The sequence below is a fragment of the Streptomyces sp. NPDC005492 genome (assembly GCF_040605995.1).
In the GTDB taxonomy this organism is placed as follows: Bacteria; Actinomycetota; Actinomycetes; order Streptomycetales; family Streptomycetaceae; genus Streptomyces.
In genome coordinates this window covers 104,424-128,018 of record NZ_JBEXDX010000008.1, presented here as the reverse complement: position 1 = coordinate 128,018, position 23,595 = coordinate 104,424, and the positions used below count along the sequence as shown (strand labels likewise).

The 23,595-nt window shown below is 69.2% G+C and carries 24 protein-coding genes; 7 read left to right on the top strand and 17 right to left on the bottom strand.

The features are described 5' to 3' along the window. Positions 1-679: 679 nt before the first annotated feature. Positions 680-1,495, top strand: coding sequence for an NlpC/P60 family protein (locus ABZT04_RS13880; RefSeq protein WP_356056405.1), 816 nt, complete (start codon positions 680-682; stop codon positions 1,493-1,495). A gap of 165 nt (positions 1,496-1,660) precedes the next feature. Beyond that, on the top strand, positions 1,661-2,290 hold the full coding sequence (gene def, locus ABZT04_RS13875; protein WP_356056404.1) for a peptide deformylase: 630 nt from the start codon (positions 1,661-1,663) through the stop codon (positions 2,288-2,290). A gap of 268 nt (positions 2,291-2,558) precedes the next feature. Here def and ABZT04_RS13870 read toward each other — a convergent pair whose 3' ends face one another. Beyond that, positions 2,559-3,842 carry a geranylgeranyl reductase family protein gene (locus tag ABZT04_RS13870; RefSeq protein WP_356056403.1) on the bottom strand — a complete coding sequence of 428 codons (1,284 nt, stop codon included), beginning with the start codon at positions 3,840-3,842 and terminating at the stop codon, positions 2,559-2,561. Between the two features lie 98 nt (positions 3,843-3,940). Here ABZT04_RS13870 and ABZT04_RS13865 point away from each other — a divergent pair, with 98 nt between their 5' ends. After that, entirely contained in the window at positions 3,941-4,447 is a 507-nt protein-coding gene (locus ABZT04_RS13865) for a GNAT family N-acetyltransferase (protein WP_356056402.1), read from the top strand. Between the two features lie 129 nt (positions 4,448-4,576). Further along, entirely contained in the window at positions 4,577-4,891 is a 315-nt protein-coding gene (locus ABZT04_RS13860) for a PASTA domain-containing protein (protein ID WP_356056401.1), read from the top strand. On the opposite strand, the gene ABZT04_RS13855 is transcribed toward ABZT04_RS13860, so the two are convergent. The 4 genes from ABZT04_RS13855 to ABZT04_RS13840 form a co-directional block, all read right to left on the bottom strand. Further along, complete coding sequence (locus ABZT04_RS13855) at positions 4,888-5,592, bottom strand: demethylmenaquinone methyltransferase (protein WP_356056400.1); 705 nt, start codon at positions 5,590-5,592, stop codon at positions 4,888-4,890. The genes ABZT04_RS13860 and ABZT04_RS13855 overlap by 4 nt on opposite strands. A 73-nt stretch (positions 5,593-5,665) precedes the next feature. Continuing rightward, on the bottom strand, positions 5,666-7,009 hold the full coding sequence (locus ABZT04_RS13850) for an acyltransferase (RefSeq protein ID WP_356056399.1): 1,344 nt from the start codon (positions 7,007-7,009) through the stop codon (positions 5,666-5,668). Continuing rightward, positions 7,009-9,399: a bifunctional polysaccharide deacetylase/glycosyltransferase family 2 protein gene (locus tag ABZT04_RS13845; RefSeq protein WP_356056398.1), complete on the bottom strand. Its 2,391-nt coding sequence runs from the start codon at positions 9,397-9,399 to the stop codon at positions 7,009-7,011. The genes ABZT04_RS13850 and ABZT04_RS13845 overlap by 1 nt, the downstream gene beginning before the upstream one ends. Before the next feature lie 19 nt (positions 9,400-9,418). Then, complete coding sequence (locus tag ABZT04_RS13840) at positions 9,419-9,811, bottom strand: hypothetical protein (RefSeq protein ID WP_356056397.1); 393 nt, start codon at positions 9,809-9,811, stop codon at positions 9,419-9,421. 317 nt (positions 9,812-10,128) lie between these two features. On the opposite strand from ABZT04_RS13840, the gene ABZT04_RS13835 reads away from it, so the two are divergent. Next, positions 10,129-11,166 (top strand): chitinase, encoded by a 1,038-nt coding sequence (locus ABZT04_RS13835; RefSeq protein WP_356056396.1) that lies wholly within the window; start codon positions 10,129-10,131, stop codon positions 11,164-11,166. Positions 11,167-11,181: 15 nt separating this feature from the next. Here ABZT04_RS13835 and ABZT04_RS13830 read toward each other — a convergent pair whose 3' ends face one another. The 5 genes from ABZT04_RS13830 to ABZT04_RS13810 form a co-directional block, all read right to left on the bottom strand. Continuing rightward, positions 11,182-11,589 (bottom strand): hypothetical protein, encoded by a 408-nt coding sequence (locus tag ABZT04_RS13830; protein WP_356056395.1) that lies wholly within the window; start codon positions 11,587-11,589, stop codon positions 11,182-11,184. A 7-nt stretch (positions 11,590-11,596) separates the two neighbouring features. Continuing rightward, entirely contained in the window at positions 11,597-12,796 is a 1,200-nt protein-coding gene (gene mqnC, locus ABZT04_RS13825) for a cyclic dehypoxanthinyl futalosine synthase (RefSeq protein WP_356056394.1), read from the bottom strand. A 72-nt stretch (positions 12,797-12,868) separates the two neighbouring features. After that, a complete protein-coding gene (locus tag ABZT04_RS13820) occupies positions 12,869-13,447 on the bottom strand; it encodes a hypothetical protein (RefSeq protein ID WP_356056392.1) in 579 nt (192 codons plus the stop codon). Positions 13,448-13,454: 7 nt separating this feature from the next. After that, on the bottom strand, positions 13,455-15,164 hold the full coding sequence (locus ABZT04_RS13815; protein WP_356056390.1) for a serine/threonine-protein kinase: 1,710 nt from the start codon (positions 15,162-15,164) through the stop codon (positions 13,455-13,457). Between the two features lie 58 nt (positions 15,165-15,222). After that, entirely contained in the window at positions 15,223-16,071 is an 849-nt protein-coding gene (locus tag ABZT04_RS13810; protein WP_356056389.1) for a menaquinone biosynthesis protein, read from the bottom strand. Positions 16,072-16,357: 286 nt separating this feature from the next. Between ABZT04_RS13810 and ABZT04_RS13805 the strand changes: the two genes are divergently transcribed. Beyond that, positions 16,358-16,561, top strand: a complete 204-nt coding sequence (locus tag ABZT04_RS13805) for a cold-shock protein (RefSeq protein WP_003992177.1) — start codon at positions 16,358-16,360, stop codon at positions 16,559-16,561. Positions 16,562-16,712: 151 nt separating this feature from the next. Continuing rightward, complete coding sequence (locus ABZT04_RS13800; RefSeq protein WP_356056388.1) at positions 16,713-17,297, top strand: class I SAM-dependent methyltransferase; 585 nt, start codon at positions 16,713-16,715, stop codon at positions 17,295-17,297. Here ABZT04_RS13800 and ABZT04_RS13795 read toward each other — a convergent pair. The 7 genes from ABZT04_RS13795 to ABZT04_RS13765 form a co-directional block, all read right to left on the bottom strand. Continuing rightward, on the bottom strand, positions 17,244-17,765 hold the full coding sequence (locus ABZT04_RS13795) for a hypothetical protein (protein ID WP_356056387.1): 522 nt from the start codon (positions 17,763-17,765) through the stop codon (positions 17,244-17,246). The two genes, ABZT04_RS13800 and ABZT04_RS13795, sit on opposite strands and share 54 nt — an antisense overlap. Continuing rightward, the gene (locus ABZT04_RS13790; protein ID WP_356056386.1) at positions 17,762-18,310 is read right to left on the bottom strand and encodes a hypothetical protein; all 549 of its coding nucleotides are present in this window, start codon (positions 18,308-18,310) and stop codon (positions 17,762-17,764) included. Before ABZT04_RS13790 ends, ABZT04_RS13795 begins: the two co-directional genes overlap by 4 nt. After that, the gene (locus tag ABZT04_RS13785; protein ID WP_356056385.1) at positions 18,288-19,562 is read right to left on the bottom strand and encodes a hypothetical protein; all 1,275 of its coding nucleotides are present in this window, start codon (positions 19,560-19,562) and stop codon (positions 18,288-18,290) included. The genes ABZT04_RS13790 and ABZT04_RS13785 overlap by 23 nt, the downstream gene beginning before the upstream one ends. After that, complete coding sequence (locus ABZT04_RS13780; RefSeq protein ID WP_356056384.1) at positions 19,562-19,861, bottom strand: DUF6317 family protein; 300 nt, start codon at positions 19,859-19,861, stop codon at positions 19,562-19,564. Before ABZT04_RS13780 ends, ABZT04_RS13785 begins: the two co-directional genes overlap by 1 nt. After that, a complete protein-coding gene (locus ABZT04_RS13775; protein WP_356056382.1) occupies positions 19,861-20,370 on the bottom strand; it encodes an SAV_915 family protein in 510 nt (169 codons plus the stop codon). The genes ABZT04_RS13780 and ABZT04_RS13775 overlap by 1 nt, the downstream gene beginning before the upstream one ends. 172 nt (positions 20,371-20,542) lie before the next feature. After that, entirely contained in the window at positions 20,543-22,318 is a 1,776-nt protein-coding gene (kstD, locus tag ABZT04_RS13770; protein ID WP_356056380.1) for a 3-oxosteroid 1-dehydrogenase, read from the bottom strand. 82 nt (positions 22,319-22,400) lie between these two features. Further along, positions 22,401-23,504, bottom strand: a complete 1,104-nt coding sequence (locus ABZT04_RS13765; RefSeq protein ID WP_356056558.1) for a substrate-binding domain-containing protein — start codon at positions 23,502-23,504, stop codon at positions 22,401-22,403. Positions 23,505-23,595 lie beyond the last annotated feature (91 nt).

The window sequence follows — 23,595 nt, the reverse complement described above, 5'->3', positions numbered from 1 at the left end:
CCCGCCCGTCCCGGCGAAGATCGCGAACATGTGAAGCAGGTCACAAGCCCAACCGCTCCGCATCTTATGCCCGTGGCTCTGTGATCTGCGACACGGGGTATTACACAAGCTTTGTGATCTCCACCACCCGGCGAAGGATCACGGCGTCGAGCAGGCCGTGATCTTCACACACGAAGCGCCCGAGCGATCACCAGAGGTGACATTTCCGCTCGTCACCACGGACGACGGGCGGCGTCTCAATATCAAGAGGGTTCCCTTGCATGCAAATTGGAGTTGGACGCGAGGGCTTGATAGTGGGAGCCCGTTCACACGCCAGAGGGAGTCGCGAGGAGAGGTGTGGACGCGTGCACGCGTTCACGAAGTCACCCGTCCGGCGACCCGCCCGCGGTACCCGCACGAGACGCACGCATTCCGGTAACCGTTCCGTGACCTCCGCCACACTCATGAGAGGCGGATGAGAACGGGGCTTGGCCACCTGTCCCAACAGGTGGTAGGCGGCGGGCAATTCGGGCGTACCGACGAAAGGCCGTGATCACGGGCCTGTTCGGTCGGGTCCGCAATGTCCGTTACGGCGTCAATAAGGAACGGCACAAGGGGGTTTCGTGGTGCCCGTTGAACAATTGTGGCGCACCACACGTTTCTTGAAGGTATGGAGGAGCCCCTGATACCGGTTGGTCTCATGTCCCACACCGCTCACATACGCAGCCACCGGAAACCCCGCCGCAGCGCGACGACGAACATCGCCGTGCGTGCCGGAGTTGCCGGTGGCGTTCTCAGCATGGCGGCGGCGGGCGCGGCATCGGCCAACGCGGCCGAGACGACGCAGACCCTGCAACTGCCCACCCTGACGGCCGATCTGTCCACCCAGGTCGCACAGTCCGCCGAGGCCACCCAACAGGCCGCGGCGAACTACCAACTGCGCGCCGAGCGCGACGCGGCCGCCGCGAACGCCGCAAAGCAGGCCAAGGCGGACCTCGCGGTCGCCAAGAAGAAGGCGGAGGCGAAGAAGAAGGCCCAGGAGGCCGCCCGCAAGGCCGCTGCCGCCCAGGCGGCGTCCCGCAGCGCGGAGCGGACCACCCTGTCCGCCTCGACGTCCACCAGCGCCTCCACGAGCACGACGACGAGCACGTCCACGGCCACCGGTTCGGCCGCCGCGATCGTCTCCTTCGTGAAGGCCCAGATCGGCAAGTCCTACGTCCTGGGCGCCACCGGCCCCAGCGCGTACGACTGTTCCGGTCTTGTGCAGGCCGCCTTCAAGCAGGTCGGCGTCAGTCTGCCGCGCGTCTCCCAGGACCAGTCGACCGCCGGTACTCAGGTCTCCCTGAGCAACCTGCAGGCGGGCGACATCCTCTACTGGGGCAGCGCCGGAAGCGCCTACCACGTGGCGGTGTACGTGGGCGACGGCATGTTCGTCGGCGCGCAGAACCCCTCCACCGGCATCGTGGAGAAGCCGCTGTCGTACGACCCGCCGACCGGCGCGGTGCGGGTGCTCTGAGCCCCCGTCCGACGCCGTGAGCATGGGGCCGCTGCCGCTCGGAGGCAGCGGTCCCCTCGGCGTTCCCTCTACCGGAGTCCGCGGCGCTCCTGACAGGGTCTCTTCTCAAGGTTCTCAAGTACGGCTAACCAGAAGGCCGGACACCAAACCCGAGGAGAGTCATCCATGCCACGTGTCTTCGTTCAGGGAAGTCCCGTCGACTCCTATCCGCGCCACGCACCCGAGGCCGGGCGCGGTTGCGTGCGCCGTGTCACCGAGGTCGGCGAAGAGGTCCTGCACAGGCCCAGCCGGGACGTCACCGAGTTCGGGCCCGATCTCACCGCGCTCATCGACGACATGTTCCTCACCATGTACGTCGCCGAAGGGGCCGGCCTCGCGGCCAATCAAGTGGGCGTGGATCTGCGTCTGTTCGTGTACGACTGCCCCGATGACGACGGTGTCCGACATGTCGGACACATCGTCAACCCGGTGCTGGACCCGCTCGACCCGGCCGGGCGCCGGCTGCTCGACGAGGGCGAGGGCTGTCTGTCGGTGCCGGGCGCGGTGATGGACGTACCGCGTCCGGACCGGGCCGTGGTGCGCGGGCTCGACAAGGACGGCCGGGCGCTGGTGATCGAGGGCACGGGGTACTTCGCGCGCTGCCTCGCCCACGAGACCGATCACGTCAACGGCCGGCTCTATCTGGACCGGCTCTCCAAGCGGGACCGCAAGGAAGCCCTGCGGCAGGTGGCGGACCGGCGGGACGAGGTGTTCGCCCGCCGGGCAGTCAAGGCCGCGGCGCTGACCGGGAGTTGACGGCCGCGCGTGGCGGGGCGTCACGGCAGGGGCACGTCGTGGTGCAGTTCGGCGCGCATCCGGTCCTGTGGGGTCAGGTTCTCGTCCCTGACGGGGACCACCCAGCCCAGTGATCGCCGACCGGGCAGTGCTGCCACCGGTACCAGCCGACCCGGATGGGCTTCAACGACGCCCCGGGGATCCAGATCGTCGTGCACGGATGCCGGTGTGCGACGCCCGCCTCGGCCGGGCCAGGGGCCGTGCGGCCCCTGGTCTCCGCTGCGCCCCGCTACGCCTTCGGCGCCACCTTGCTCAGCCCGTTGATGATGCGGTCCATCGCGTCGCCGCCCGTGGGGTCGGTGAGGTTGGCCAGCATCTTCAGGGTGAACTTCATCAGCAGGGGGTGGGTGAGGCCGCGCTGGGCCGCGATCTTCATGACCTTCGGGTTGCCGATGAGCTTCACGAAGGCGCGGCCCAGCGTGTAGTAGCCGCCGTAGGTGTCCTTGAGGACGCGCGGGTAGCGCTGGAGGGCGAGTTCGCGGCTCGCGGGGGTGGGGCGGGCGTGGGCCTGGACGATGACGTCGGCGGCGATCTGGCCGGACTCCATGGCGTAGGCGATGCCCTCGCCGTTGAAGGGGTTCACCAGGCCGCCGGCGTCGCCGACCAACAACAACCCCTTCGTGTAGTGGGGCTGGCGGTTGAAGGCCATGGGGAGGGCGGCGCCGCGGATCGGGCCGGTCATGTTCTCGGGGGTGTAGCCCCAGTCCTCGGGCATGGACGCGCACCAGGCCTTCAGCACCTCGCGCCAGTCCAGCTCCTTGAAGGAGTCGGAGGTGTTGAGCACGCCGAGGCCGACGTTGGAGGTGCCGTCGCCCATGCCGAAGATCCAGCCGTAGCCGGGCAGGAGGCGGTCCTCGGCGCCGCGGCGGTCCCACAGTTCCAGCCAGGACTCCAGGTAGTCGTCCTCGTGGCGGGGCGAAGTGAAGTACGTCCGTACCGCGACGCCCATCGGGCGGTCCTCGCGGCGGTGGAGGCCCATCGCGAGGGACAGGCGGGTGGAGTTGCCGTCGGCGGCGACCACCAGGGGGGCGTGGAAGGTGACTTCGCGTTTCTCCTCGCCGAGCTTGGCGTGCACGCCGGTGATACGGCCGGTGCGCTCGTCGGTGATCGGGGCTCCGACGTTGCAGCGCTCGTAGAGGCGGGCGCCCGCTTTCTGGGCGTTGCGGGCGAGCTGCTCGTCGAAGTCGTCGCGCTTACGGACGAGACCGTAGTCCGGGAAGGTGGCGAGTTCCGGCCAGTCCAACTGGAGGCGCACACCGCCGCCGATGATGCGCAGGCCCTTGTTGCGCAGCCAGCCGGCCTCCTCGGAGATGTCGATGCCCATGGCCACGAGCTGCTTGGTGGCACGCGGGGTGAGGCCGTCGCCGCAGACCTTCTCGCGCGGGAACTCGGTCTTCTCCAGGAGGAGGACGTCGAGTCCGGACTTGGCGAGGTGGTAGGCGGTGGCGGAGCCGGCTGGCCCCGCGCCGACGACGATCACATCGGCGGTGTTTTCGGAGAGGGGCTCGGTCACGGCGGGATCTCCCCAAGTTCGGAATCTGCGTGCCGACGGGCACTGGACATGGGCAGTCTATTCAGCGTCGCTGATCACCCGGCTGAAGGGCTGCCCCCGTGAACCGAGCACTCCCCGCAGTACGGCTGCGTGTCCCCACCGACGAGGACGCGATCGCCTGGCACCGGGTCTTCGACGACCCCGACGTCATGGAGTTCCACGGCGGCCGGTCCGCGGAGTTGTCCGTCTACGAGGAGTTGACCGCCCGCCAGCGCCGGCACGACGCGGAGCGCGGTTTCTGTCTGTGGACGATGCTCGACGAGAAGGACCGGGTCATCGGTTTCACCGGGGCCCAGCCGTGGCCGCAGGACTGGGGGCCCAAGGGCGAGATCGAGATCGGCTGGCGGCTGGGGCGGGAGTTCTGGGGCCAGGGGTATGCCACGGCGGCGGCCGAGACCACCCTGGAGCGGGTGCGGGCGGCGGGGGTGCCGAGCGTGGTGGCGATGGTGCTGGCCCGCAACGCGCGGTCGATCGCGGTGACCCGGCGGCTGGGCATGCACCTCGAAGAGGTCTTCACCACGCCCTCGCGCGAGGAGGAGGGCCACTGCTACCGGCTCACACTGTGACTCGGTAACTCAGAGTAACTATCGGCTACAGAACGACACTTGGCGCTTCCGGTCGGGACCGGACCGGGGTTACCCTTCCGGTACCGCTGGGGGGTGACATCTGTGCGCTTAACACCCAAAACACCCGAAGTGCGCGTGCCGCGGCTCGTCGGCCTGATGGCCGTGGACGCGCGCGAGACGGCCCAGTCACGCGGGCTGTTCATCAACTCGCCGGACCGGCCGGACTTCCATCTCGCCGTCGTCGACTACGTCGTACGGCAGTATCCGCAGCCCGATGCCGAGGTGCCGCGGGACTCCGTCGTCTACGTGTGGTTCGACTTCGGTGACGGGGACGGCGGGGGCGGGATGCGTGAGCCGCGCGTGCCGAAGCCGCCCAGTGGCGGGATGCAGCGCGAGCTGGACGAGCCGCCGGGCGACGCGTTCATCTCGACGGTGATCAGCTAGCAGCCCACGCGGTCCTTGAAGCCGCGGTGCAGGGCGACGATCCCGCCGCTGAGGTTGCGGTGGGCGACCTTGGACCAACCGGCCTTGCGCAGCCGCTCGGCCAGGGCGGGCTGGTCGGGCCAGGCGCGGATGGACTCGGCGAGGTAGACGTACGCGTCGGGGTTCGAGGAGACCGCGCGGGCGACCGGCGGCAGCGCGCGCATCAGGTACTCGGTGTAGACCGTGCGGAAGGGCGCCCAGGTCGGATGCGAGAACTCGCAGATGACGACCCGGCCGCCGGGCTTGGTCACCCGGTACAGCTCGCGCAGCGCGGTGTCCGTGTCCTGCACATTGCGCAGCCCGAAGGAGATGGTCACGGCGTCGAAGGTGTCGTCCTTGAACGGCAGCTTGGTGGCGTCGCCGGCCGTGAGCGGCAGCCAGGGGTGGCGCTTCTTGCCGACCTGGAGCATGCCGAGGGAGAAGTCGCAGGGGACGACATAGGCGCCGCTGCGGGCGAAGGGGAGCGAGGAGGTGGCCGTACCGGCGGCCAGGTCCAGGATCTTCTGCGCGGGGCGGGCGTCGACCGCCTTGGTGACCTCCTTGCGCCATCGGCGGTCCTGGCCGAGCGACAGCACGTCGTTGGTGAGGTCGTACCGTTCCGCCACGTCGTCGAACATCGAGGCGACTTCGTGCGGCTGCTTGTCCAGGGATGCGCGGGTCACGGGCCCATTGTGGCAGTACGGGCCGGGCAGCCCGAAGGCGCCCGGCCCGAAGCCCACGCGTCGAAAAGGAATCTCACGAGGGCAGCAGTCTCGGTTTCTTCTTCGCCGCCACGTCCTCCACCCAGCCGCAGAGCAGGATGAAGACGACGATGAGGATCCAGCCGATGCCGAACATGAACCACTGGCTCTCCAGCGGCAGCCACTTCTCGAACGCGGGCACGTTCCAGAACTGGTCGATCAGCGGCACCGCCAGGACCAGTGCGATCTCGTGCCAGAGATAGATCGTCACCGCCCGCGCGTTGAAGATCGTGACGGCCCGGTCCAGCTTCTTGAAGCGGGTCAGCCAGGCGAAGTCGATGTTGAAGTAGGCCTTGGCCCACATCAGCAGCATGACGTAGCCGGCCGACCAGTAGGTCTGGGCGAGCGGGTTCTCGTCCAGGTCGTAGGTGCCGGCCTCGGCCTGGTGGGTGAAGGCGTACCAGCCGCCGAAGCCGATCGCGGCGATCGAGAGCGTGACCACCAGGAAGGGCTTCAGTTTCTGGAGCACCCCGTCGCGGTGGGCGAAGCCGAGGATCCAGCAGAAGAGGTACGTCGACAGGTCCCAGAGCGCGTTGCCGAAGCGGTTGTCCGGCCCCGCCCACACGAACTTGAGGACCACGATCGGCACCAGGGTCAGCAGCAGCACCGGGATCGGCGCCTTGCGGAAGATCCACAGCAGGGCAGGCGAGAGCAGGACGAACCAGAGGTACGTCCGCAGGTACCAGAGGATCTCCCAGGCCTGCGTGCCCCAGGCGTTGCCCGGCGGATCGCCGACCGGCACCACCCAGAAGACGATCTGCCAGCCCGGCATCCAGTCGTGGACGAGCATCGCAAGGACCACGAAGAAGCCCCAGAACCAGAACGGCGGCAGCAGCCTCCGCATCCGGCTCTTGACCACCTTGAACGCGGGCCGCTCAAGGGACTTGGCCATCAGCGTCCCGGCCAGGCCGAACATGATCCCCATGGAGGGGAACACCATCCCGCACCAGGCCCACCCGAAGGTGTGGTAGGTCACGACCCGGATCAGCGCGATCGCCCGCAGGGTGTCGAAGTACCGGTCCCGGCCCGCCGGTTTGGGCGCGGGCGCGGACTCCCGCTCTGCTACGACCTCCTCGGCCACCGGCTCCGCTGCGGGCTCCGGCTCCGCGTCGATCGGGGGCAGCGTCGCCGTCTCGTCCACGGCGGCCGACGCCCCGTGTTGCTGCGGATACGGCGACTGCTGCTGGTACGGCTGCTGTTGATACGGCTGTTGCTGATACGGGTACGGCTGTGGGGGCTGGCCGTACGGCTGAGGCTGGCCGTACCCCTCGTAGCCGTACGGCTGTTGGGGCTGCTGGGGCTGCCCGTAGCCGCCGTACCCCTGCTGCTCCCAGGTCATCAGCTCGCTCCCGCCGGTGTGCCGACCTCACCGGTGCGCTTGAGTTTCTGCCAGCGCAGCCGGCCGCCCGTCAGGGCGGTGATGCAGGAGTGGATGAGGACGAGGTACATCATCTGGCGGTAGGCGAGCTGCTGGAGCGGCAGCATCATCAGATAGCGGTACTTCTCCCGGTCGAGCCGGAAGGCGTAGGCCGCGCAGAAGAGCTGGATGCCGAGCACCGCGAACCACATCGCGAGGGACGCCCAGAAGTCGACGAAGATCATCGAGTAGACGGTGAAGACGTCGATCAGCGGGGCGAAGACCGGCGTGATGATCTGGAAGATCACCACCAGGGGCATCCCGACCCGGCCGAAGCGGCCCGAAGGACCCTTGTCCGTAAGGGACTTGCGGTGCTTCCACAGGGCCTGCATGGTGCCGTAGGACCAGCGGTAGCGCTGCGACCAGAGCTGCTTCAGTGAGGCCGGGGCCTCGGTCCAGGCCCTGGCGTGCTCCTGGTAGACGACCCGCCAGCCCTCGCGGTGCAGGGCGATGGTGATGTCGGTGTCCTCGGCGAGGGTGTCCTCGCTCATGCCGCCGACGGCGAGCACCGCCTCGCGGCGGAACGCGCCGATCGCACCCGGGATGGTGGGCATGCAGCGCAGCAGGTCGTACATACGGCGGTCGAGGTTGAAGCCCATCACGTACTCGATGTGCTGCCAGGCGCCGATGACGGTGTTGCGGTTGCCGACCTTGGCGTTGCCCGCGACCGCGCCGACCTCGGGGTCGGCGAAGGGCTGCACCAGTTGGTGCACGGCGTCCGGCTCGAAGACGGTGTCGCCGTCCATCATGATGACGATGTCGTAACTGGCGTTGCGCACACCGTTGTTGAGGGCGGCCGGCTTGCCCGCGTTCTCCTGGCGGATGACCCGGACGTTGTTCATGCCGAACGAGCGGGCCGCCTCGCGGGCGATCTCGGAGGTGCCGTCCGAGGAGCCGTCGTCGACGACGATGATCTCGATCGGATGGGTGCTCTTCGCCAGCGACTCAAGGGTGTTGGCGATGCACTCCTTCTCGTTGTACGCCGGGACGATCACCGTCACCGGGCGGGTGACGGTCGCTCCCCAACTGAACCGGCGTTTGTTGCGCTGTCTGTAGTGGCGCCGGGCGAGGATCAGCATCATCCCGAACCGGCTCATGACGGCGACGCCGACGACGGTCAGGCCCGCCGCGAGTCCCGGCACCACCCACTCGGCGACTCTGACCGCCCAGATCAGCGACTTGCCCTCGTAGAGGGTCATGCCGGTGGCCTCGCGGTGGGCCGCCTGGAGGGCCGAGATCCGGCCGTTGCCGTTCCCGTTACTGTTCCCGCTGCCGCCGGCGGCCGAACCGACCGTCGTCTGGCCGCTGCCGGGCGCGGTGCCGGCGGGGGCACCGGCCGTGGGCGCGGCGGAGGGCTGCGCGCCGGCCGTGACCGTGCCGGTGCTGGTACCCGCTGCGGCGCCGGTGCTCGTGACGGGACGCTGGGTCGCGGCGTTCTTGGCGATGGCGCCGCTCACGGTGGTGAACGTGTAGCCCTTCGCCTTCATCTTCGCGATGTACGTGGGCAGCGCCTTCATGGTCTGCGAGCGCACCCCACCGGCGTCGTGGAAGAGCACCGAGGAGCCCGAAGTCCCGGACGGAGTCGCCCACTTGATGATCTTCGCGACGCCGGGCTGCTTCCAGTCGTCGCTGTCGGTGTCGACGAAGACACTGGTGTAGCCCTCGGCACCGAGCGTCTTGTAGACGGGGTAGCTGTAGTTGTCGATGGCATCCGTCTCCGAGGAGTACGGCGCGCGGAACAGCGTCGTGGTGATGCCGGCCGCGCCCGCCAGCGCGAGCTGCGTCTGTTCCATCTCCCGCTTGATACGGGCGTCGCTCTGGTAGGAGAGGTCGACGTGGGTGAAGGTGTGGATGCCCACCTCGTTCCCCTGCGAGACCATCTGCTTCACGATGTCCGGGTAGCGCGAGACCATCGAGCCCACCAGGAAGAACGTGGCGGGGACGTCGTACTTCTTGAGGATCTTCAGAACTGTCGGTGTGTAGGTGGGGTTCGGGCCGTCGTCGAAGGTGAGGACGATGGTCTTCTTCGGAATGGTCTGGGTGACCGGCTGACCATTGCGGAAGGTCAGGATCGGGCCGCCGTTGAGCACCTTGTCGGGGACCTTGCTGGCGCTCGCGCCGTCCCGGACGCGCTGGTCTCCGCCGACTTCCGCGCGCAGGTAGCCGTCGAGCAGCATCACGCAGGTGAGGCCGAGGAGAAGCAGCAGGGCGAGAATCACCCGGGGCCGTTGGAGGGCGGCGGCCTTGCCGGCCGCGCGCTCCATCCGGGTGGGGGCGCGGCGGCGCCCGCGCGAGGGAGTCGTCGTAGTCATGGCTGCGGTCGCGCTCCGGTTACTGTGCGGTGGCTGAGGCGGACGGGGCCGCGCCCGTGGGGGCGCCCGAGGGGATGTCGGTGGGCGCGCCGGTCGGAACACCGGAGGGCGCCACGCCGCCTCTGCCGCCGGCGGGGCCGTAGCCGCCGCCCGGAGCCGACCCGGCCTGGCCGCCGCCGAACGGCAGCAGCGAGGACGGGTTGACGGAGATGCCCCAGCCCATGAACGCCATGCCGAGTACGAACGCGTACCCCAGGCAGACGACACCCATGAGGAGGCCGATCCGGCGCAGCACCTTTGACCGGCGGCCGGAGTTGTCAACGAACACGGGGCCTTCTGCGGACCCGTTGCCGCGTTTACGGCGGCGACCCCGCTCGGAGGCGGGGTTTTCGATGGCGGACTCGGATTGCATTCCCCAGATATTAGGCGGGCTTTATGTGGCCAAAACTCGGAATCACTTGTGAGCCTGCCCAGAAAATCGACGCAACCTGTCTCTTCCCTTAGAGAAGCCAGGAAACGCCTTATGAACAGCCAGTGTCAGTAGTGTCCCCAATTATCCACTTCGTCGCCCGACTTGACCGTTTCGCGCATCGGTACCCGTGGGTTTCCTATGTTTTATCTGTCTTCGTAAGACACAGCCCCATGTGCTTCATTTAGGCTTCGGAAACCGACTCTGTTTCCATCCTGAGACAGAAATCACCGTCCCCACGCGGAAAGGGTGCATGCTCAATGAGGAGTTTCCTGAAACCGGCGGCCGGGCTCACCTGCTTGTTTGCCCTGACGGTCACCGGGTGCTCCTCAAGCTCCGACGACACGTCGGACGCGGCACCCGAAGCGACCCAGCAGACGAGTACGGCGCCCTCCGAAAGCGCCTCGTCGACACCGTCGTCGACCACGTCCTACGCCCCGTACGTCAGCGTCACCACCGCGGCCGACATGGACGACAGCGGGTCTCCGACGGCGTACAACCTCGCCTTCGCCATCGCCGACGGCAGCACCTGCACGCCGAAGTGGAACGGCACGACCGCCATCGACAACGCGGCCGTGAAATCCAGGATCGCGGCGCTGAAGACCTCCGGCGCCACCGTCCGCGTCTCCTTCGGCGGGGCCTCCGGCAAGGAGCTGGCCACGACCTGCACCAGCGCGACAGCGCTCGCGAAGGCCTACGGCGAAGCGCTGGACGCGGCCGGCTCGACCCAGGCCGACTTCGACATCGAGGGCGACACCCTGACCGACTCCACCTCGGTCGCCCTGCGCTCCAAGGCGATAGCCCTGCTTCAGAAGGAACGCACCGACCTCAAGGTCTCCTTCACGCTCCCGGTGATGCCCAGCGGCCTCGACTCCGACAGCCTGGCGCTGCTGGAGTCCGCCAACGACAACGCGGTCGCGGTCTCCACCGTCAACATCATGACGATGAACTACGGCGAGTCGTACACCGCCGACGTGGGCGACTACGCGATCACCTCGGCCACGGCCACACACACCCAGCTCAAGAAGGTCTTCGGCCTCTCGGACGCCGGCGCCTGGCAGGGCATGGCGCTCACCTCGATGATCGGCGTGAACGACGTGTCGGGCGAGACGTTCTCGCTCGCGGACGCGGCACAGGTGCGGACGTTCGCCGAGGAGAAGCAGATCGCCTGGGTGTCGATGTGGTCGACGTTCCGCGACCAGCAGTGCGAGAGCGGGAGTTCGAACGACGACGCGGCGACCGACTGCAGCGGGGTGACCCAGAGCTCGGGCGCCTTCGCGAAGGCCTTCGCGGGCTGAGGTCCCCTCCGGGGGTCAGCGGCGCCGGTGCACCAGCCGCCCCGCACACACCGTCGCGATGCACGTACCGGCCTCGTCGAACACGGCGAGGTCGGCTCGGCCGGACAGAACCGCGGGGCGTGGGGCGGCGAGGATCACCACATCGTTCCGCTCCGCCGCGGAACGGAGTTCGGGTGAGTCGACATGCTCCGCCAGGACAGCGGTCGCGCCCATCTTCAGTACGGCGTGGATCCGCTCACGCGGGCTCGGCGCGTCCGGAAGTGGGCCCTCGTGGACGCGGGCCGGACCCAGGACACCCGGCCAACTCCGCACCCGCGCACCCGGAAACCGCTCCTGGACCTCCGCCAGCGTCCCCACACCCGCGATCCGGGCGCCTTCGACAGCGACGGCCCCGCCCTTGTCCGCCGTGTGAATCGTCAGCACGGCGGCCCTAGTTGGCGGAGAGCAGCTTCAACTCGGGGTGAGCGGTGCCGCCTTCGATCGCCGTGGACGAGATGTGCGACATGACCCGCTCGTCGACGGGGTCGTTCGCCGGGTCGTCGTGGACGACGATGTGCTCGTACGTCGTGGTCCGCTGGGCCGGGACGCGCCCCGCCTTGCGGATGAGGTCGATGATCTCCATGCGGTTGGAGCGGTGCTTGGCACCGGCCGAGGAGACGACGTTCTCCTCCAGCATGATCGAGCCGAGGTCGTCCGCGCCGTAGTGCAGGGAGAGTTGGCCGACCTCCTTGCCGGTGGTGAGCCAACTGCCCTGGATATGGGCGATGTTGTCCATGAAGAGGCGCGCGATGGCGATCATCCGCAGGTACTCGAAGAGCGTGGCCTGCGTGCGGCCCTTGAGGTGGTTGTTCTCGGGCTGGTAGGTGTACGGGATGAAGGCGCGGAAGCCACCGGTCCGGTCCTGTACGTCTCGGATCATCCGGAGGTGCTCGATGCGCTCGGCGTTGGTCTCGCCGGTGCCCATGAGCATGGTCGACGTGGACTCGACGCCCAGGTTGTGCGCGGCCTCCATGATCTCCAGCCAGCGCTCGCCGGATTCCTTGAGCGGCGCGATGGCCTTGCGGGGGCGCGCGGGCAGCAACTCCGCGCCGGCACCCGCGAAGGAGTTGAGACCGGCCGCGTGGATACGGGTGATGGCCTCCTCGACCGACACCCCGCTGATCCGGGCCATGTGCTCGACCTCGGAGGCGCCGAGGGAGTGGATGACCAGTTGTGGGAAGGCGCCCTTGATCGCGGCGAAGTGCTTCTCGTAGTACTCGACGCCGTAGTCGGGGTGGTGCCCGCCCTGGAACATGATCTGGGTGCCGCCGAGTTCGACGGTCTCGGCGCAGCGCCGCAGAATGTCGTCGAGGTCACGCGTCCAGCCCTTGGCGGTGTCCTTGGGCGCGGCGTAGAAGGCACAGAACTTGCACGCCGTGACGCACACGTTCGTGTAGTTGATGTTCCGCTCGATGATGTACGTCGCGATGTGCTCGGTCCCCGCGTACCGACGCTTGCGTACGGCGTCGGCGGCGGCGCCGAGCGCGTGCAGCGGGGCGTCGCGGTAGAGGTCGAGGGCCTCTTCGGGGGTGATGCGCCCGCCCTCGGCGGCACGGTCGAGGACGGACTGAAGCTCGGCCTTCTCGGTCACCGGGGCGTCCCTTTCGTCAAGGGTTGTGGACGGACTCAGCCAGCCTACGCCAGCGCCTGTCGCGTCCCGACCTCAGGCCGTGAAGGCACCGACCAGCAGCCCGAGAAAGGCACCGGCGAGCAGAAACGGCCCGAATGGGACGGCACGCGCGCCCCTCCTGGCAAGGACACCCGCGTACAACGCCCGGAGCAGAAACCCCGCGAAGGCGCCCAGCATCACGGTCGGCCAGCCGTACCACCCGAGTACGACCCCCACCCCGACCGCGAGCCGCACCTCCCCCAGGCCCAGACCGCCACCGGGATCGAGACGGGACAGACCGAAGTAGCCCGCCCCCAGCACCGGGCCCCCGAGCAGCGCGTCCGTCCAGTGACCGGCGTGTTCGGGCAGGAAGAAGACGAGGCCGAGAAGGATGAGAGCGGCACCCGCGAGGGGAAGCGCCCGGTCGGCGGGGGCGGGCAGCAGGGCGGCCGGCGCGAGCAGCAGCCAGACCACCAGTTCGGGCCTGATCCCGGTGGCCACGGCGAGGGCGACGCACACCAGCGTGACGAGGAGCGCGGTACCGGCACCACGCCGGCCGACCCGCGCCACCACCGCCCCCGCGCCCGCGCCCCACACCCCCGCGAGGGCGATCAGCAGATGGTCGTAGTCCACCGCGCGACTACCCGACCTTGGACATCCGCGCGGTCGGCGAACCCTCGGCCGAACTGTCCGACGCGTAGGTGAGGTCGTCGCCGGTGGGGGTGAGGGTGACCGTGTGGGCGGCCTGGTTGCACACGTCACGGTTCGTCTTCGCGCCCGCGGCCGTGGCGACGAGCCGGGTCTTCGTCACCTGCTTCAGGGTCAGTACGTCGTCGCAGACACCGCCGAGCGTGTCGGTCTGCCGCAGAACGCCCAACTGCTGTCCTACGGCCGCCTTGCGCACCGTGAGCCGGAAGGTCCCGTCCGGGAGGGTGCCGCCGAGGGCGGTGCCGTCGCCCTGCCAGGTGCCGAGATAGGAGGCGGGGACGGTCCCGCCCGGCGTGGCCGCGGGCGCGCTCTGCGTACTGCTGCTGCTCGGCGTGCTCCCCGCCGTAGGTTCCTTCGCGGAGCCCGCGGAGGTGTCCGTACCCCCGTCGCCCGGCAGCATCCGGAACAGGAGGACCGACCCCACGGTCACCGCCGCGAGCGCCCCGGCGACGGCGAGCACGACCGAGCAACTGACCTTGCGCCCCCGCCCGTTGACCCCCGGAGCGGCCGTGGCGGCAAGGGAGACGGAGACCTTCCCCGGGCGCTGACCGGAATCAGGGGGAAGGGTGTCGTGCGGAGCCGCGTCACGCGGCTCGGGCACAAGACCGGGCGTGACGGTCGGAGTCATGGGTGCCATCGGCGCCACGGGCATCACCGGCGGCGGCCCGAACGCCCCCGCTCCCGACGAGGAGTTGCTGAAGCCCACCGGCCCGGAAGACCCCGACGGCACTCCCTCGGCCACCCCCGCCGCCTCAAGATTCAGCAGGTGTACGGCACTTCGGCTGACCTGCTCCACCAGCGCCCCCGGCAGCCACCCACCGGCCACCAGCCGGGCGGCACCCTCAGGGGCGAGCAGCCGGCCCACCTCACCGGGGCTGGGCCGAACGGCCGGGTCCTTCGCCAGACAGACACTCACCAGCTCCCGCAACTCACCACCCATCTCCCCCAGTTGGGGCTCCTCGTGGACGACCTTGTAGAGGAGGGCGGCCGAGGAGTCGCCGGGGAAGGGCGACTCGCCGGTGGCCGCGTAGGCGAGCACCGCCCCCAGGGAGAAGACGTCCGAGGCGCCGGTCGCGCCCTTCCCGAGGATCTGCTCGGGGGCCATGTAGCCGGGCGAGCCGACGGAGACGCCGGTGGAGGTGAGGGAGGTGGTGCCGTCCGTGGCGCGGGCGATCCCGAAGTCGATGAGGAGCGGACCGTCCAGGGTCAGCAGCACGTTGGACGGCTTCACGTCCCGGTGCACGAGCCCCAGTTCGTGGACGGCGACCAGCGCTTCGGCGAGGCCCGCGCCCAGCGCCCGTACGGAAGGAATCGGCAGCGGCCCGCCGTCCGCGACGGCGGCGGAGAGCGACGGACCGGCCGCGTACGCCGTGGCCACCCACGGCACCGCGGCCTCCGGGTCGGCGTCCAGGACGGGCGCGGTCCAGGCACCGCCCACCCGGCGCGCGGCGTCGACCTCACGGCGGAAGCGGGCCCGGAACTCCTCGTCGAGCGCGAAGTGCGGATGCACGATCTTGACCGCGACCGTACGGCCGCCCGCGCTGCGCCCGAGATAGACCCGGCCCATCCCGCCGGAGCCGAGCCGGCCGAGCAGCCGGTAGGGCCCCACGACCGCGGGTTCGTCGTCTCCGAGCGGCTGCATGCCGTCCACCCCTCCCCCGTACGACTTCCAGCAGGGTAGTGGAGCGCCCCTCCCGTGATTACGGCTGGAGCAGATCCACGTTCACGTCGGCCGGGAAGCCGGTCGTGGGTCCCACCCGGCGGGCGAACTCGGCGACCGCGGCGAGCTGGGGGCCGCCGAAGCGGAAGTCGAGGGTGGTGAAGTACCGCTCCAGGACCTCCTCGTCGAACTCCTCCCAGCGGGCGGCCTGTTCGGCGACCTTGCCGACCTCCTCAAGGGAGAGGTTGCGGGAGGCGAGGAAGGCCTCGTGGACCTTGCGGGTGATGACCGGTTCGCGCTCCAGGTAGTCGCGGCGGGCGGCCCAGACGGCGAAGACGAAGGGCAGCCCGGTCCACTCCTTCCAGAGCGAGCCGAGGTCGTGCACTTCGAGCCCGAAGCGGGGCCCGTCGAGGAGGTTGGCGCGCAGCGCGGTGTCACCGATGAGTACGGCCGCCTCCGCCTCCCGCATCATCAGGCTCAGGTCGGGCGGGCAGGTGTAGTAGTCGGGCTGGACGCCGTACCGCTCGGCGAGGAGGAGCTGGGCGAGCCGGACGGAGGTCCGCGAGGTCGAGCCGAGGGCGACGCGGCGGCCGTCGAGCTGGTCCAGCGGGACCTGCGAGACGATCACGCAGGACATCACCGGGCCGTCGCAGCCGACGGCGATGTCGGGGAAGGCGATCAGGTCGTCCGCGTTGCGGAGGAACTCGACGAGCGTGATGGGCCCGATGTCGAGGTCCCCCTGCACCAACTGCTCGCTGAGCTTCTCCGGGGTGTCCTTGGTGAGCTCGAAGTCGAGAAGCGTGCCTGTTCTCGCGAGCCCCCAGTACAGAGGCAGGCAGTTCAGGAACTGGATGTGGCCGACGCGCGGCCGGGTGCGAGAATTGTCCACAACGTGAGGCTAGACCTCATGAGGTACGCTCCATACTTCGGCCCCACAGTCAAGCCTTTGGCGATCTTCAAACGTCCGGGTGATGTGATCTTGGCCTCTATTGCTTTCGGCTGCCCACATGCTAGGCTCGCCGCAAGTTGCAGTTTGGTTTCCCTTGCAGTACAGAGCCTGCGGAGCATGTAACCGCAGGCTCTAGTCGTTTTCAGACGTATGCAGTAGTGCGGGACTTGTTTTCACACTTGCAGGGTTCTGGAGCAGGGCAACCCTTTGGGCCCAAGGAGGGCTTATGGCTACCGGAACCGTGAAGTGGTTCAACGCCGAAAAGGGCTTTGGCTTCATCGCCCAAGAAGGCGGCGGCCCCGACGTCTTCGTTCACTACTCCGCGATCAACGCGAGCGGCTTCCGTTCGCTGGAGGAGAACCAGCAGGTCTCCTTCGACGTGACCCAGGGCCCGAAGGGCCCGCAGGCGGAGAACGTAACCCCCGTCTGAGTCACTTGATCGATAGCAGTCATTCGGTCTCGGAGCCTGGTGCTTTGATCCGGAACAGATAGCAGTACCCAAGGAGCCCCGCGCCGCAAGGCGACGGGGCTCCTGCCTTTGCCTCCGGCGGTCGGGCGGGCTGTCGGTGGGGTCCCCGGCCATGACATCGAGGCCGCGCGACTGGACGGTGCAGGCCGCCTTCGCCGAGCTGGTGAACCGTGGCGGGGGCGGCCAGGTGGCCGACCTCGGCTGCGGCCCCGGGCGGACCACCGCGCACCTCGCCTCCCTCGGCCTGGACGTCTTCGGCCTCGACCTGTCCACGTCCATGCTCACGATCGCCCGCCGCGAGAACCCGGGACTGGTCTTCCGTCAGGGCTCGATGCTGGACCTGGACATTCCCGGCGGGGCGCTCGCGGGAGCCGTCTCCTGGTACTCGTCCATCCACACCCCTGTGGACCGACTCCCGTCCCTCTTCACGGAGTTCCACCGTGTACTGGCCCCGGGCGCCCACCTCCTGCTCGCCTTCCAGGCGGGCGACCGGCCCCTCACCCTCGACCAGCCCTTCGGCCACCCGGTACGCCTGGACTTCGAACGACGGCGACCGGACGCGATGGCCGGGCTGCTGGAGGCGGCTGGGTTCGTGATGCGGTCGCGGGCGGTGCGGGAGGCGGACGAGGAACTCGGGGAGTCGTCAGCGCAGGCGTTTTTGCTGGCCCGCAAGGCTGCGGCTGTGCTCCAGGGCTAGGCGGGCGCCGACCTCGCTGGGGTACTCGCGGACGGAGAACGCGGCCGCGATCGTGCCGACGCACCACGCGAAGAGGGCCGGCACGACGGGGAGTACGAGCAGCGCGGGGAGGACCGCGGCGCGGCCCAGCCCCTGGCCGCGTCGTGTCGCGTCGCGCTTGTCCAGCCAGGCCTGGGTGGGAGTCGGCGGGTTCAGCATCTTCTCGTGGATGTCCCGGCGCTGCTTCACCCAGCCCCAGGCAAAGGCCCCGCATGCTGCGAGCGCCTGCGCCCAGTCCCACACCGTGCGCAAGGGCGGGGGCAGGTGGACGCGGAACGACCGGTAGAGGTCGAGGACGATGTAGCTCATGAAGGCCAGAATCACGAACCAGAGGAGTGCACCGGAGGCGCGGCGCAGCCAGTAGCGGGCGCCGCGCTTGTACCAGGTTCTGCCGAGGCCGGGCAGTTTCGGGATGTCGGACGGGGTCATGTTCCGGACGGGTGCTCCTGCAGCCAGCGGCGGGCGCCAACCTCGCTGGGGTATTCGCGGACGGTGGTCCAGGCCGCGAGCCAGCCGACGAGGTACGCCGCGAAGGCCGGCATGACAGGCGCTGCCAGGGCGATGAGCACCCGCCCGCCCGCGGCACCGAAGCCGGCCGACCTGCCGGCCTGCCGGTTGTGGTCGCGCTTGGCGATCCAGGTCTGCTTCGGGGTGGGCGGGTCCAGGAGCGCCGTGCGATGACCCTGACGCTGCTTGATCCAGCCCCAGACGAGGGCCGCGCAGCACAGGACGACCTGCGCCCAGTCGTACGCGGTGCGGGCGTTGGACGGCAGCAGGTCACGGACTCCCTGGAAGAGGCCGAAGGTGAACAGGCCGTAGATGGCCATGAAGACGAGCAGGAAGACCGTCGTACGCACACGGCACAGCCAGTAGAGCGTGCCGCGCTCGTACCAGGTTCTGCCGAGTTTCGGCAGCTTCGGGATCTCCACGTGCGCCCCGGCGGCGGCGACCTCAGAAGATGCTCGTGACGCCATGCCACACGTCCTTTAGTAGTCGTTTCCCGTCGTCCACCGTCTCCGTCGCGACATCACCCGCGCCGTGCAGTACACCGCCCACCACTCCGTGGTCGTGGATGTCCTCGCTCCAGTGCTCGTGGACGGCGTGGTCGAAGATGCTGGTCGCGGCGATGGTCGCACCGACGCCGACCGCCGCCACCGCCACCGCGCCCTCGACCGGGAGCGCCACCACCGCCAGCGCGCCCGCAGCCACACCCCCGACAGCCACACCTACATCCACCGTCACCGACTTCTGCCACGACCACCCCTTGTCATGGTCGTCCTTCGCCTCGACCAACCCACACGCGGCGGCCGCGGCGACGTCGATGACCGGGATCTCCTTGAGGAACTCCGGCAGCGCCTCAAGCCCCTTGCCCAGCCGCAACGCGTCCGCCGCGTCGGCGAGTTTGACGTTCAGGACCCGGTCGTAGGGCAGCTTGCTGCTGCCGACGTCGGCGCGGGCGATGGCCTCCTCCAGGGAGTCGACCTTCATGACCGCGTCGCCGTAGGCGCCCTTGGCGGGGAGGTCCTTGGGGAGGCCGCGGCCCGCCTTCTGGTACGCCTTGCGTTCCGCCCGCATCTCCTTCTTCGCCGCCTGCGCCTCGGCCTTGGCGTCGTCGAGCTGGGCGCGCGCCTTCTTGCCGCCGGCCCTCGCGTCCTCGGCGTCGTACGCGTACAGGCCGCGCAGCGCGTCCGCGATGGTGATCTTGTCGCCGGTCGACACCTTGTCGGTGACCTGGGCGTACAGCCCGTTCAGCTTGTCGGCGGCGACCAGCCGGGCGTGCTGGGCGGTGTGCATGACCTGCTTGAGGACGGTGTCGTACTCGGTCATCGCGGAGATCGTCTTCTGGTCCGCCGCGCTGGGCGGATTCGCCGTGACCATCGGCAGGGGCACACCCTTGTCGCCCATGGGCACGCCCTTGGTCGTGGCGACGTGCTCGGCGTTCTGCAGGGCCGTCTCGCAGGTGGACAGCGCGTCGGCGAGGGTGCTGAGGATGTCGCCCACGTCACTCACCATGCTGGCGAAAGCGCCCGCCGTCAGCGCGTCCTCGCTCCACTTGGCGCGGAACTCCTCGGCCGCGTCGCCCTTCCAGCCCGCGTCGCCGACCAGCTTCTCGACGGCGCCGGTGACCGGGCGGACGACGTCGTCGAGTTTGTCCTTGGCGTTCTTGTACGTGGTGGCCATCGTGCGCAGTCCGCCGATGTCACCGCCGACCCAGCTGTCGCCCATCAGCCCTCCACCATCAGGTCCTCGAACACACCGTGGACGTCCACGTCGTGCCGGTGGAACGAGTCACGCGCGTACGCGACCTTGTCGCCGTGGTCGTCCAGCCGGTCGGCGAAGCCGGTGTGCAGGCCGAGGATGAGGTTCGCGACCTCCTTGATGGCGTCGTCGAGCCCCGCGTCCCCGCCGCTCACCAGGGGCGGGGAGACGTCGGCGGCGAGTCCCCGGTAGTCGGTGGCCTGGTCGTGGAAGGTCTTGGTCATCGAGGTGAGATCGCTCAGCACCGCCTTGAAGTCGGCCGACATCAGCGCACCTCCCGTGCGAGGGCGGCCAGGTCGGCCGGCCGCCAGTTGCGCCGAACCGGGGCGACCTTCGGGTCGAGGACCACGGTCGCTCCCCGCTCCCCCATCGCCTCGGCGAGCGGCCCGATCGACGTGAGGACCCAGGGCTGGGCCTCGCCGAACGCGGCGACGAGCTTCTCCACCGTGCTGAAGGCGAAGGCCGCGGAGTCGGCGGCGGGGTGCTCGAAGAGTTCGTAGACGACGAAGGGCATCCGGACCGGACGTCCGTCCTCGTTCACGGCCTCGATGGACCGAGGATGCGCCGGCACGAACACCGCCGTCTCGTACGGCGGCACGCCCGGCCTGGGTCCCGGGCGACCGTCCGGCTCCGGGCGCCGCGACGCCTCCGCGTAGTCGAGCAGGCTCGACCGACGCGACTGCGCGGTCGCCACCGGCGGTCCCTGTGTGTAGTCAAGAAGGCGTGAACGGTTCGGCTCCCCCACCGCCGTCTCCTCTTCCCCGTCAGTCGTCATGGTCGCTGTGGACGTATTCGCGCCATCACAGTAGCCACCGGACCAACGCCCAAATCCGGCTATGTCCCGTCTGCGAACCCGTTGCATGCGCAATGCATACGGCCGCTTGGCCCCGGCCTGGCCATCCCTTGACCCCGTGATGACCGGGCCGGGGAACCTCCCCCCACCTCCGCTACAGCGCCCCCGCCAGATCCAGCGCCGCCACATACCCGAACGTCATCGCCGGGCCGATCGTCGAACCCGCGCCCGCGTAGCTGTGGCCCATCACGGCGGCGCTCGCGTTCCCGGCCGCGTACAGACCCGGGATCACCGAACCGTCCGCCCGCAGCACCCGTGCCCGTGCGTCCGTGCGCATGCCGCCCTTGGTGCCGAGGTCGCCGGGGACGATGCGGAAGGCGTAGTACGGGGGCAGCCAGAGCGGGGCCAGGCAGGAGTTGGGGAGGATCGACGGGTCCGTGTAGTAGTGGTCGTAGGCGCTGTCGCCGCGCCCGAAGTCGGTGTCTTTGCCGCTCGCCGCGAGGGAGTTGAAGCGGGTGACCGTGGAGCGGAGGGCCGCCGCCGGGACGCCGATCGACGAGGCCAGCGCGTCCAGCGTCCACGCCTTGTACGCCGCGCCCGAGCTGTACCAGTCGTCGGGGAACGTGAACGTCGGTGCCACGTCCTTGAAGAGGTAGCGGTTGCGGTAGTTCTGGTCGACGATCAGCCAGGCCGGGATGTCGGGGGCGGCCGTGTTGCGGTCGTACATGGTGTGGACTACGTCGCTGTACGGCGCGGCCTCGTTGACGAAGCGGGAACCGGCCTGGTTGATCAACAGGCCGCCGGGGAGGGTGCGTTCGGCGAGGCAGAAGTACGGGTCGCCGGGGAGCGGGATGGTGGGGCCCCACCAGGCGTCGTCCATCAGCGCGAGCGAAGCGCCCGCACGCCGGCCCGCCTGGATGCCGTCACCCGTGTTCTCCTTGGCGCCGACCGTCCAGTCCGTGCCGATCGGCTGCCGCTGGTACTGCGCGCGCATCGCCGCGTTGTGCTCGAAGCCGCCGGAGCCGACCACCACCCCGCGCCGGGCCCGGACCAGTCCGGCGGTTCCGGCGCGGGTGACGACGGCTCCGGTGACGGCGCCGCCCTCCAAGTACAGGTCGGTGAGCGGGGTGTTGAGCCACACCGGCACCTGGGCGTTCAGCAGTCCCGCGCGCAGGCCGGCGGCCAGCGACTGGCCCATGGTGAGGGGTTTCTGGCCGAGCAGGGCCGCCTTCGTCCCCCGGGCCAGGCACTCGGTGGCTACGGCGGCGCCCTTGGCGCTCACCGCGGACAGGGCTAGCCACTTGTAGTCGGCGCTGAAGACGACCATGCCGGTCGGGACGGCCAGGTACGGCGGGTTGAGGTGGGCGAGTTCGGCGCCGAGGATGTTGCCGTCGAGCTGATCGGGTTCTATGGAACGGCCGTTGGGGAGGCCGCCGGTCAACTCCGGGTAGTAGTCGCTGTATCCCTCCATCCAGCGGAAGCGCAGCGGGCTGTTCGCCATGACGAAGGAGATCATGGCGGGGCCGTGGGAGAGGAAGGACTGCTGCCGGTCGGCGGAGACGTCGGAGCCGACCACGGCGGCGAGGTAACTGGCCGCCTTCGCGGGGGTGTCGGGGACTCCGGCGGCCAGGATCACGGGGTTGTTGGGGATCCAGATCCCCGCTCCCGAGCGGGCCGCCGAGCCGCCGAACGTCGGTGCCTTCTCCACCACCACACAGCTCAGGCCCTGCTTGGCGGCGGTCAGCGCGGCGGTCATGCCGGCCGCGCCCGAGCCGATCACCACCACGTCGTAGGTGCCGAGGAGCGGGAGGTCGGCGGCGCGCGCCGACTGCCGCGCTCCGGTGGCGACGGTGAGCGCGGCGACCGCACCACCGGCCAACACACGTCTTCTACCGGGGAGTTCCTGTTGTGCGTCCGTGCTCGGGGTCATGGCCGCTCCAGCCCGACAAGGAAATGGGCTGGGAATGTCGCGCGGGGGTCTTGTGAAGTCAATGAGCAGGGCCGAAGCGGAATTACGTCAGTCCGATCGCCGCGCAGTCCGCCGCGTAGGCCGCCGTGCAGATGTCCTTGACGGTGTAGACGTCGTCCGCGATCACCGTGTCCTTGATGTTGTCGCGGGTGAGGGCGACCACCGGGACCAGCATCGAGGGGATGTCCTTCTGTGTCGGGCTGTCGACCTTGTCGCGGGTCAGCGCGTCGAACTCGATGTCCTGGCCCTGGACTTCGGCCACCGCCATCTTCGCCGCGTAGGTCGCCTCGTCGAGGAAGGACTTGTACACGGTCATGTACTGCTCGCCCGAGACGACCCGCTGCACCGCGTCGAGGTTCGCGTCCTGCCCGGTCACCGGCGGGATCGTGGTCGCCCCTGCCGCCTTCAGCTCGTCGATGACGGCGCCGGCCATACCGTCGTTCGCGGAGTAGACGGCCGCGATGTTGCTCAGGCCGACCGACTTGATCGCCTTCTTCATGTTCGCCTTGGCGACCGCGGGCGACCACTTGTCGGTGTTGTACTGCTTCACGATGTCGACGTTGCCCTTGAGTTCGCTGAGCGCGCCTTCCTCCAGCAGGGCCGTGTTCGGGTCGGCGGGGTCGCCGTTCATCATGACGACCTTGCTCGCCTTCGCCTTCGAGCCGAGCGCCTCGATGACGGCGCGGGCCTGCACCTGGCCGACGAGTTCGTTGTCGTGGGAGATGTACGCGGTGATCGGGCCCTGGGCGAGCCGGTCGTAGGCGATGACCGGTATGCCCGCGTCCTTGGCCTTCTGGACGTCCGGCGCGATGCCCTTGGCGTTCAGCGCGTCGACCAGCACCACGTCCACCTTGGCGTCGATCATCTGTCCGAACTGCTCGCTCTGCTTGGCCTCGCTCGCCCCGGCGTTGGCGTAGCGGACCTTGCCCTTGCCGTGGGTGAGGGTGGCCACCTCCTTCTCGATGATGGGGCGGTCGAACTTCTCGAAGCGGGCGGTGTCCCGGTCCGGCAGCAGCAGCCCCACCGTGATGTCGTCGCCCTTCTTCGGGGTGGCGGAGTCGCTCCCGGAGGAGCCGTCGATGACTCCGCACGCGGCGAGCGAGAGGGCGGAGGAGAGAGCTGTCAGGACGGTGGCGGTACGGCGCACAGCGGTCCCGCGGGTGGTACGAACGTTCACTTGAGCAACCCGGTGTCGTGACGTGCGGATGGACCTTGGTGGTGCCTGGATGGGACGCGGG

Bases quoted from the DNA above. Each gene is read 5' to 3' on its own strand.
- ABZT04_RS13880 (WP_356056405.1), top strand. From the start codon at position 680: ATGTCCCACACCGCTCACATACGCAGCCACCGGAAACCCCGCCGCAGC.
- def (WP_356056404.1), top strand. From the start codon at position 1,661: ATGCCACGTGTCTTCGTTCAGGGAAGTCCCGTCGACTCCTATCCGCGC.
- ABZT04_RS13850 (WP_356056399.1), bottom strand. From the start codon at position 7,009: ATGACCTGGGAGCAGCAGGGGTACGGCGGCTACGGGCAGCCCCAGCAG.
- ABZT04_RS13845 (WP_356056398.1), bottom strand. From the start codon at position 9,399: ATGACTACGACGACTCCCTCGCGCGGGCGCCGCCGCGCCCCCACCCGG.
- ABZT04_RS13840 (WP_356056397.1), bottom strand. From the start codon at position 9,811: ATGCAATCCGAGTCCGCCATCGAAAACCCCGCCTCCGAGCGGGGTCGC.
- ABZT04_RS13835 (WP_356056396.1), top strand. From the start codon at position 10,129: ATGAGGAGTTTCCTGAAACCGGCGGCCGGGCTCACCTGCTTGTTTGCC.
- ABZT04_RS13815 (WP_356056390.1), bottom strand. From the start codon at position 15,164: ATGCAGCCGCTCGGAGACGACGAACCCGCGGTCGTGGGGCCCTACCGG.
- ABZT04_RS13805 (WP_003992177.1), top strand. From the start codon at position 16,358: ATGGCTACCGGAACCGTGAAGTGGTTCAACGCCGAAAAGGGCTTTGGC.
- ABZT04_RS13800 (WP_356056388.1), top strand. From the start codon at position 16,713: ATGACATCGAGGCCGCGCGACTGGACGGTGCAGGCCGCCTTCGCCGAG.
- ABZT04_RS13795 (WP_356056387.1), bottom strand. From the start codon at position 17,765: ATGACCCCGTCCGACATCCCGAAACTGCCCGGCCTCGGCAGAACCTGG.
- ABZT04_RS13790 (WP_356056386.1), bottom strand. From the start codon at position 18,310: ATGGCGTCACGAGCATCTTCTGAGGTCGCCGCCGCCGGGGCGCACGTG.
- ABZT04_RS13785 (WP_356056385.1), bottom strand. From the start codon at position 19,562: ATGGGCGACAGCTGGGTCGGCGGTGACATCGGCGGACTGCGCACGATG.
- ABZT04_RS13780 (WP_356056384.1), bottom strand. From the start codon at position 19,861: ATGTCGGCCGACTTCAAGGCGGTGCTGAGCGATCTCACCTCGATGACC.
- ABZT04_RS13775 (WP_356056382.1), bottom strand. From the start codon at position 20,370: ATGACGACTGACGGGGAAGAGGAGACGGCGGTGGGGGAGCCGAACCGT.
- kstD (WP_356056380.1), bottom strand. From the start codon at position 22,318: ATGACCCCGAGCACGGACGCACAACAGGAACTCCCCGGTAGAAGACGT.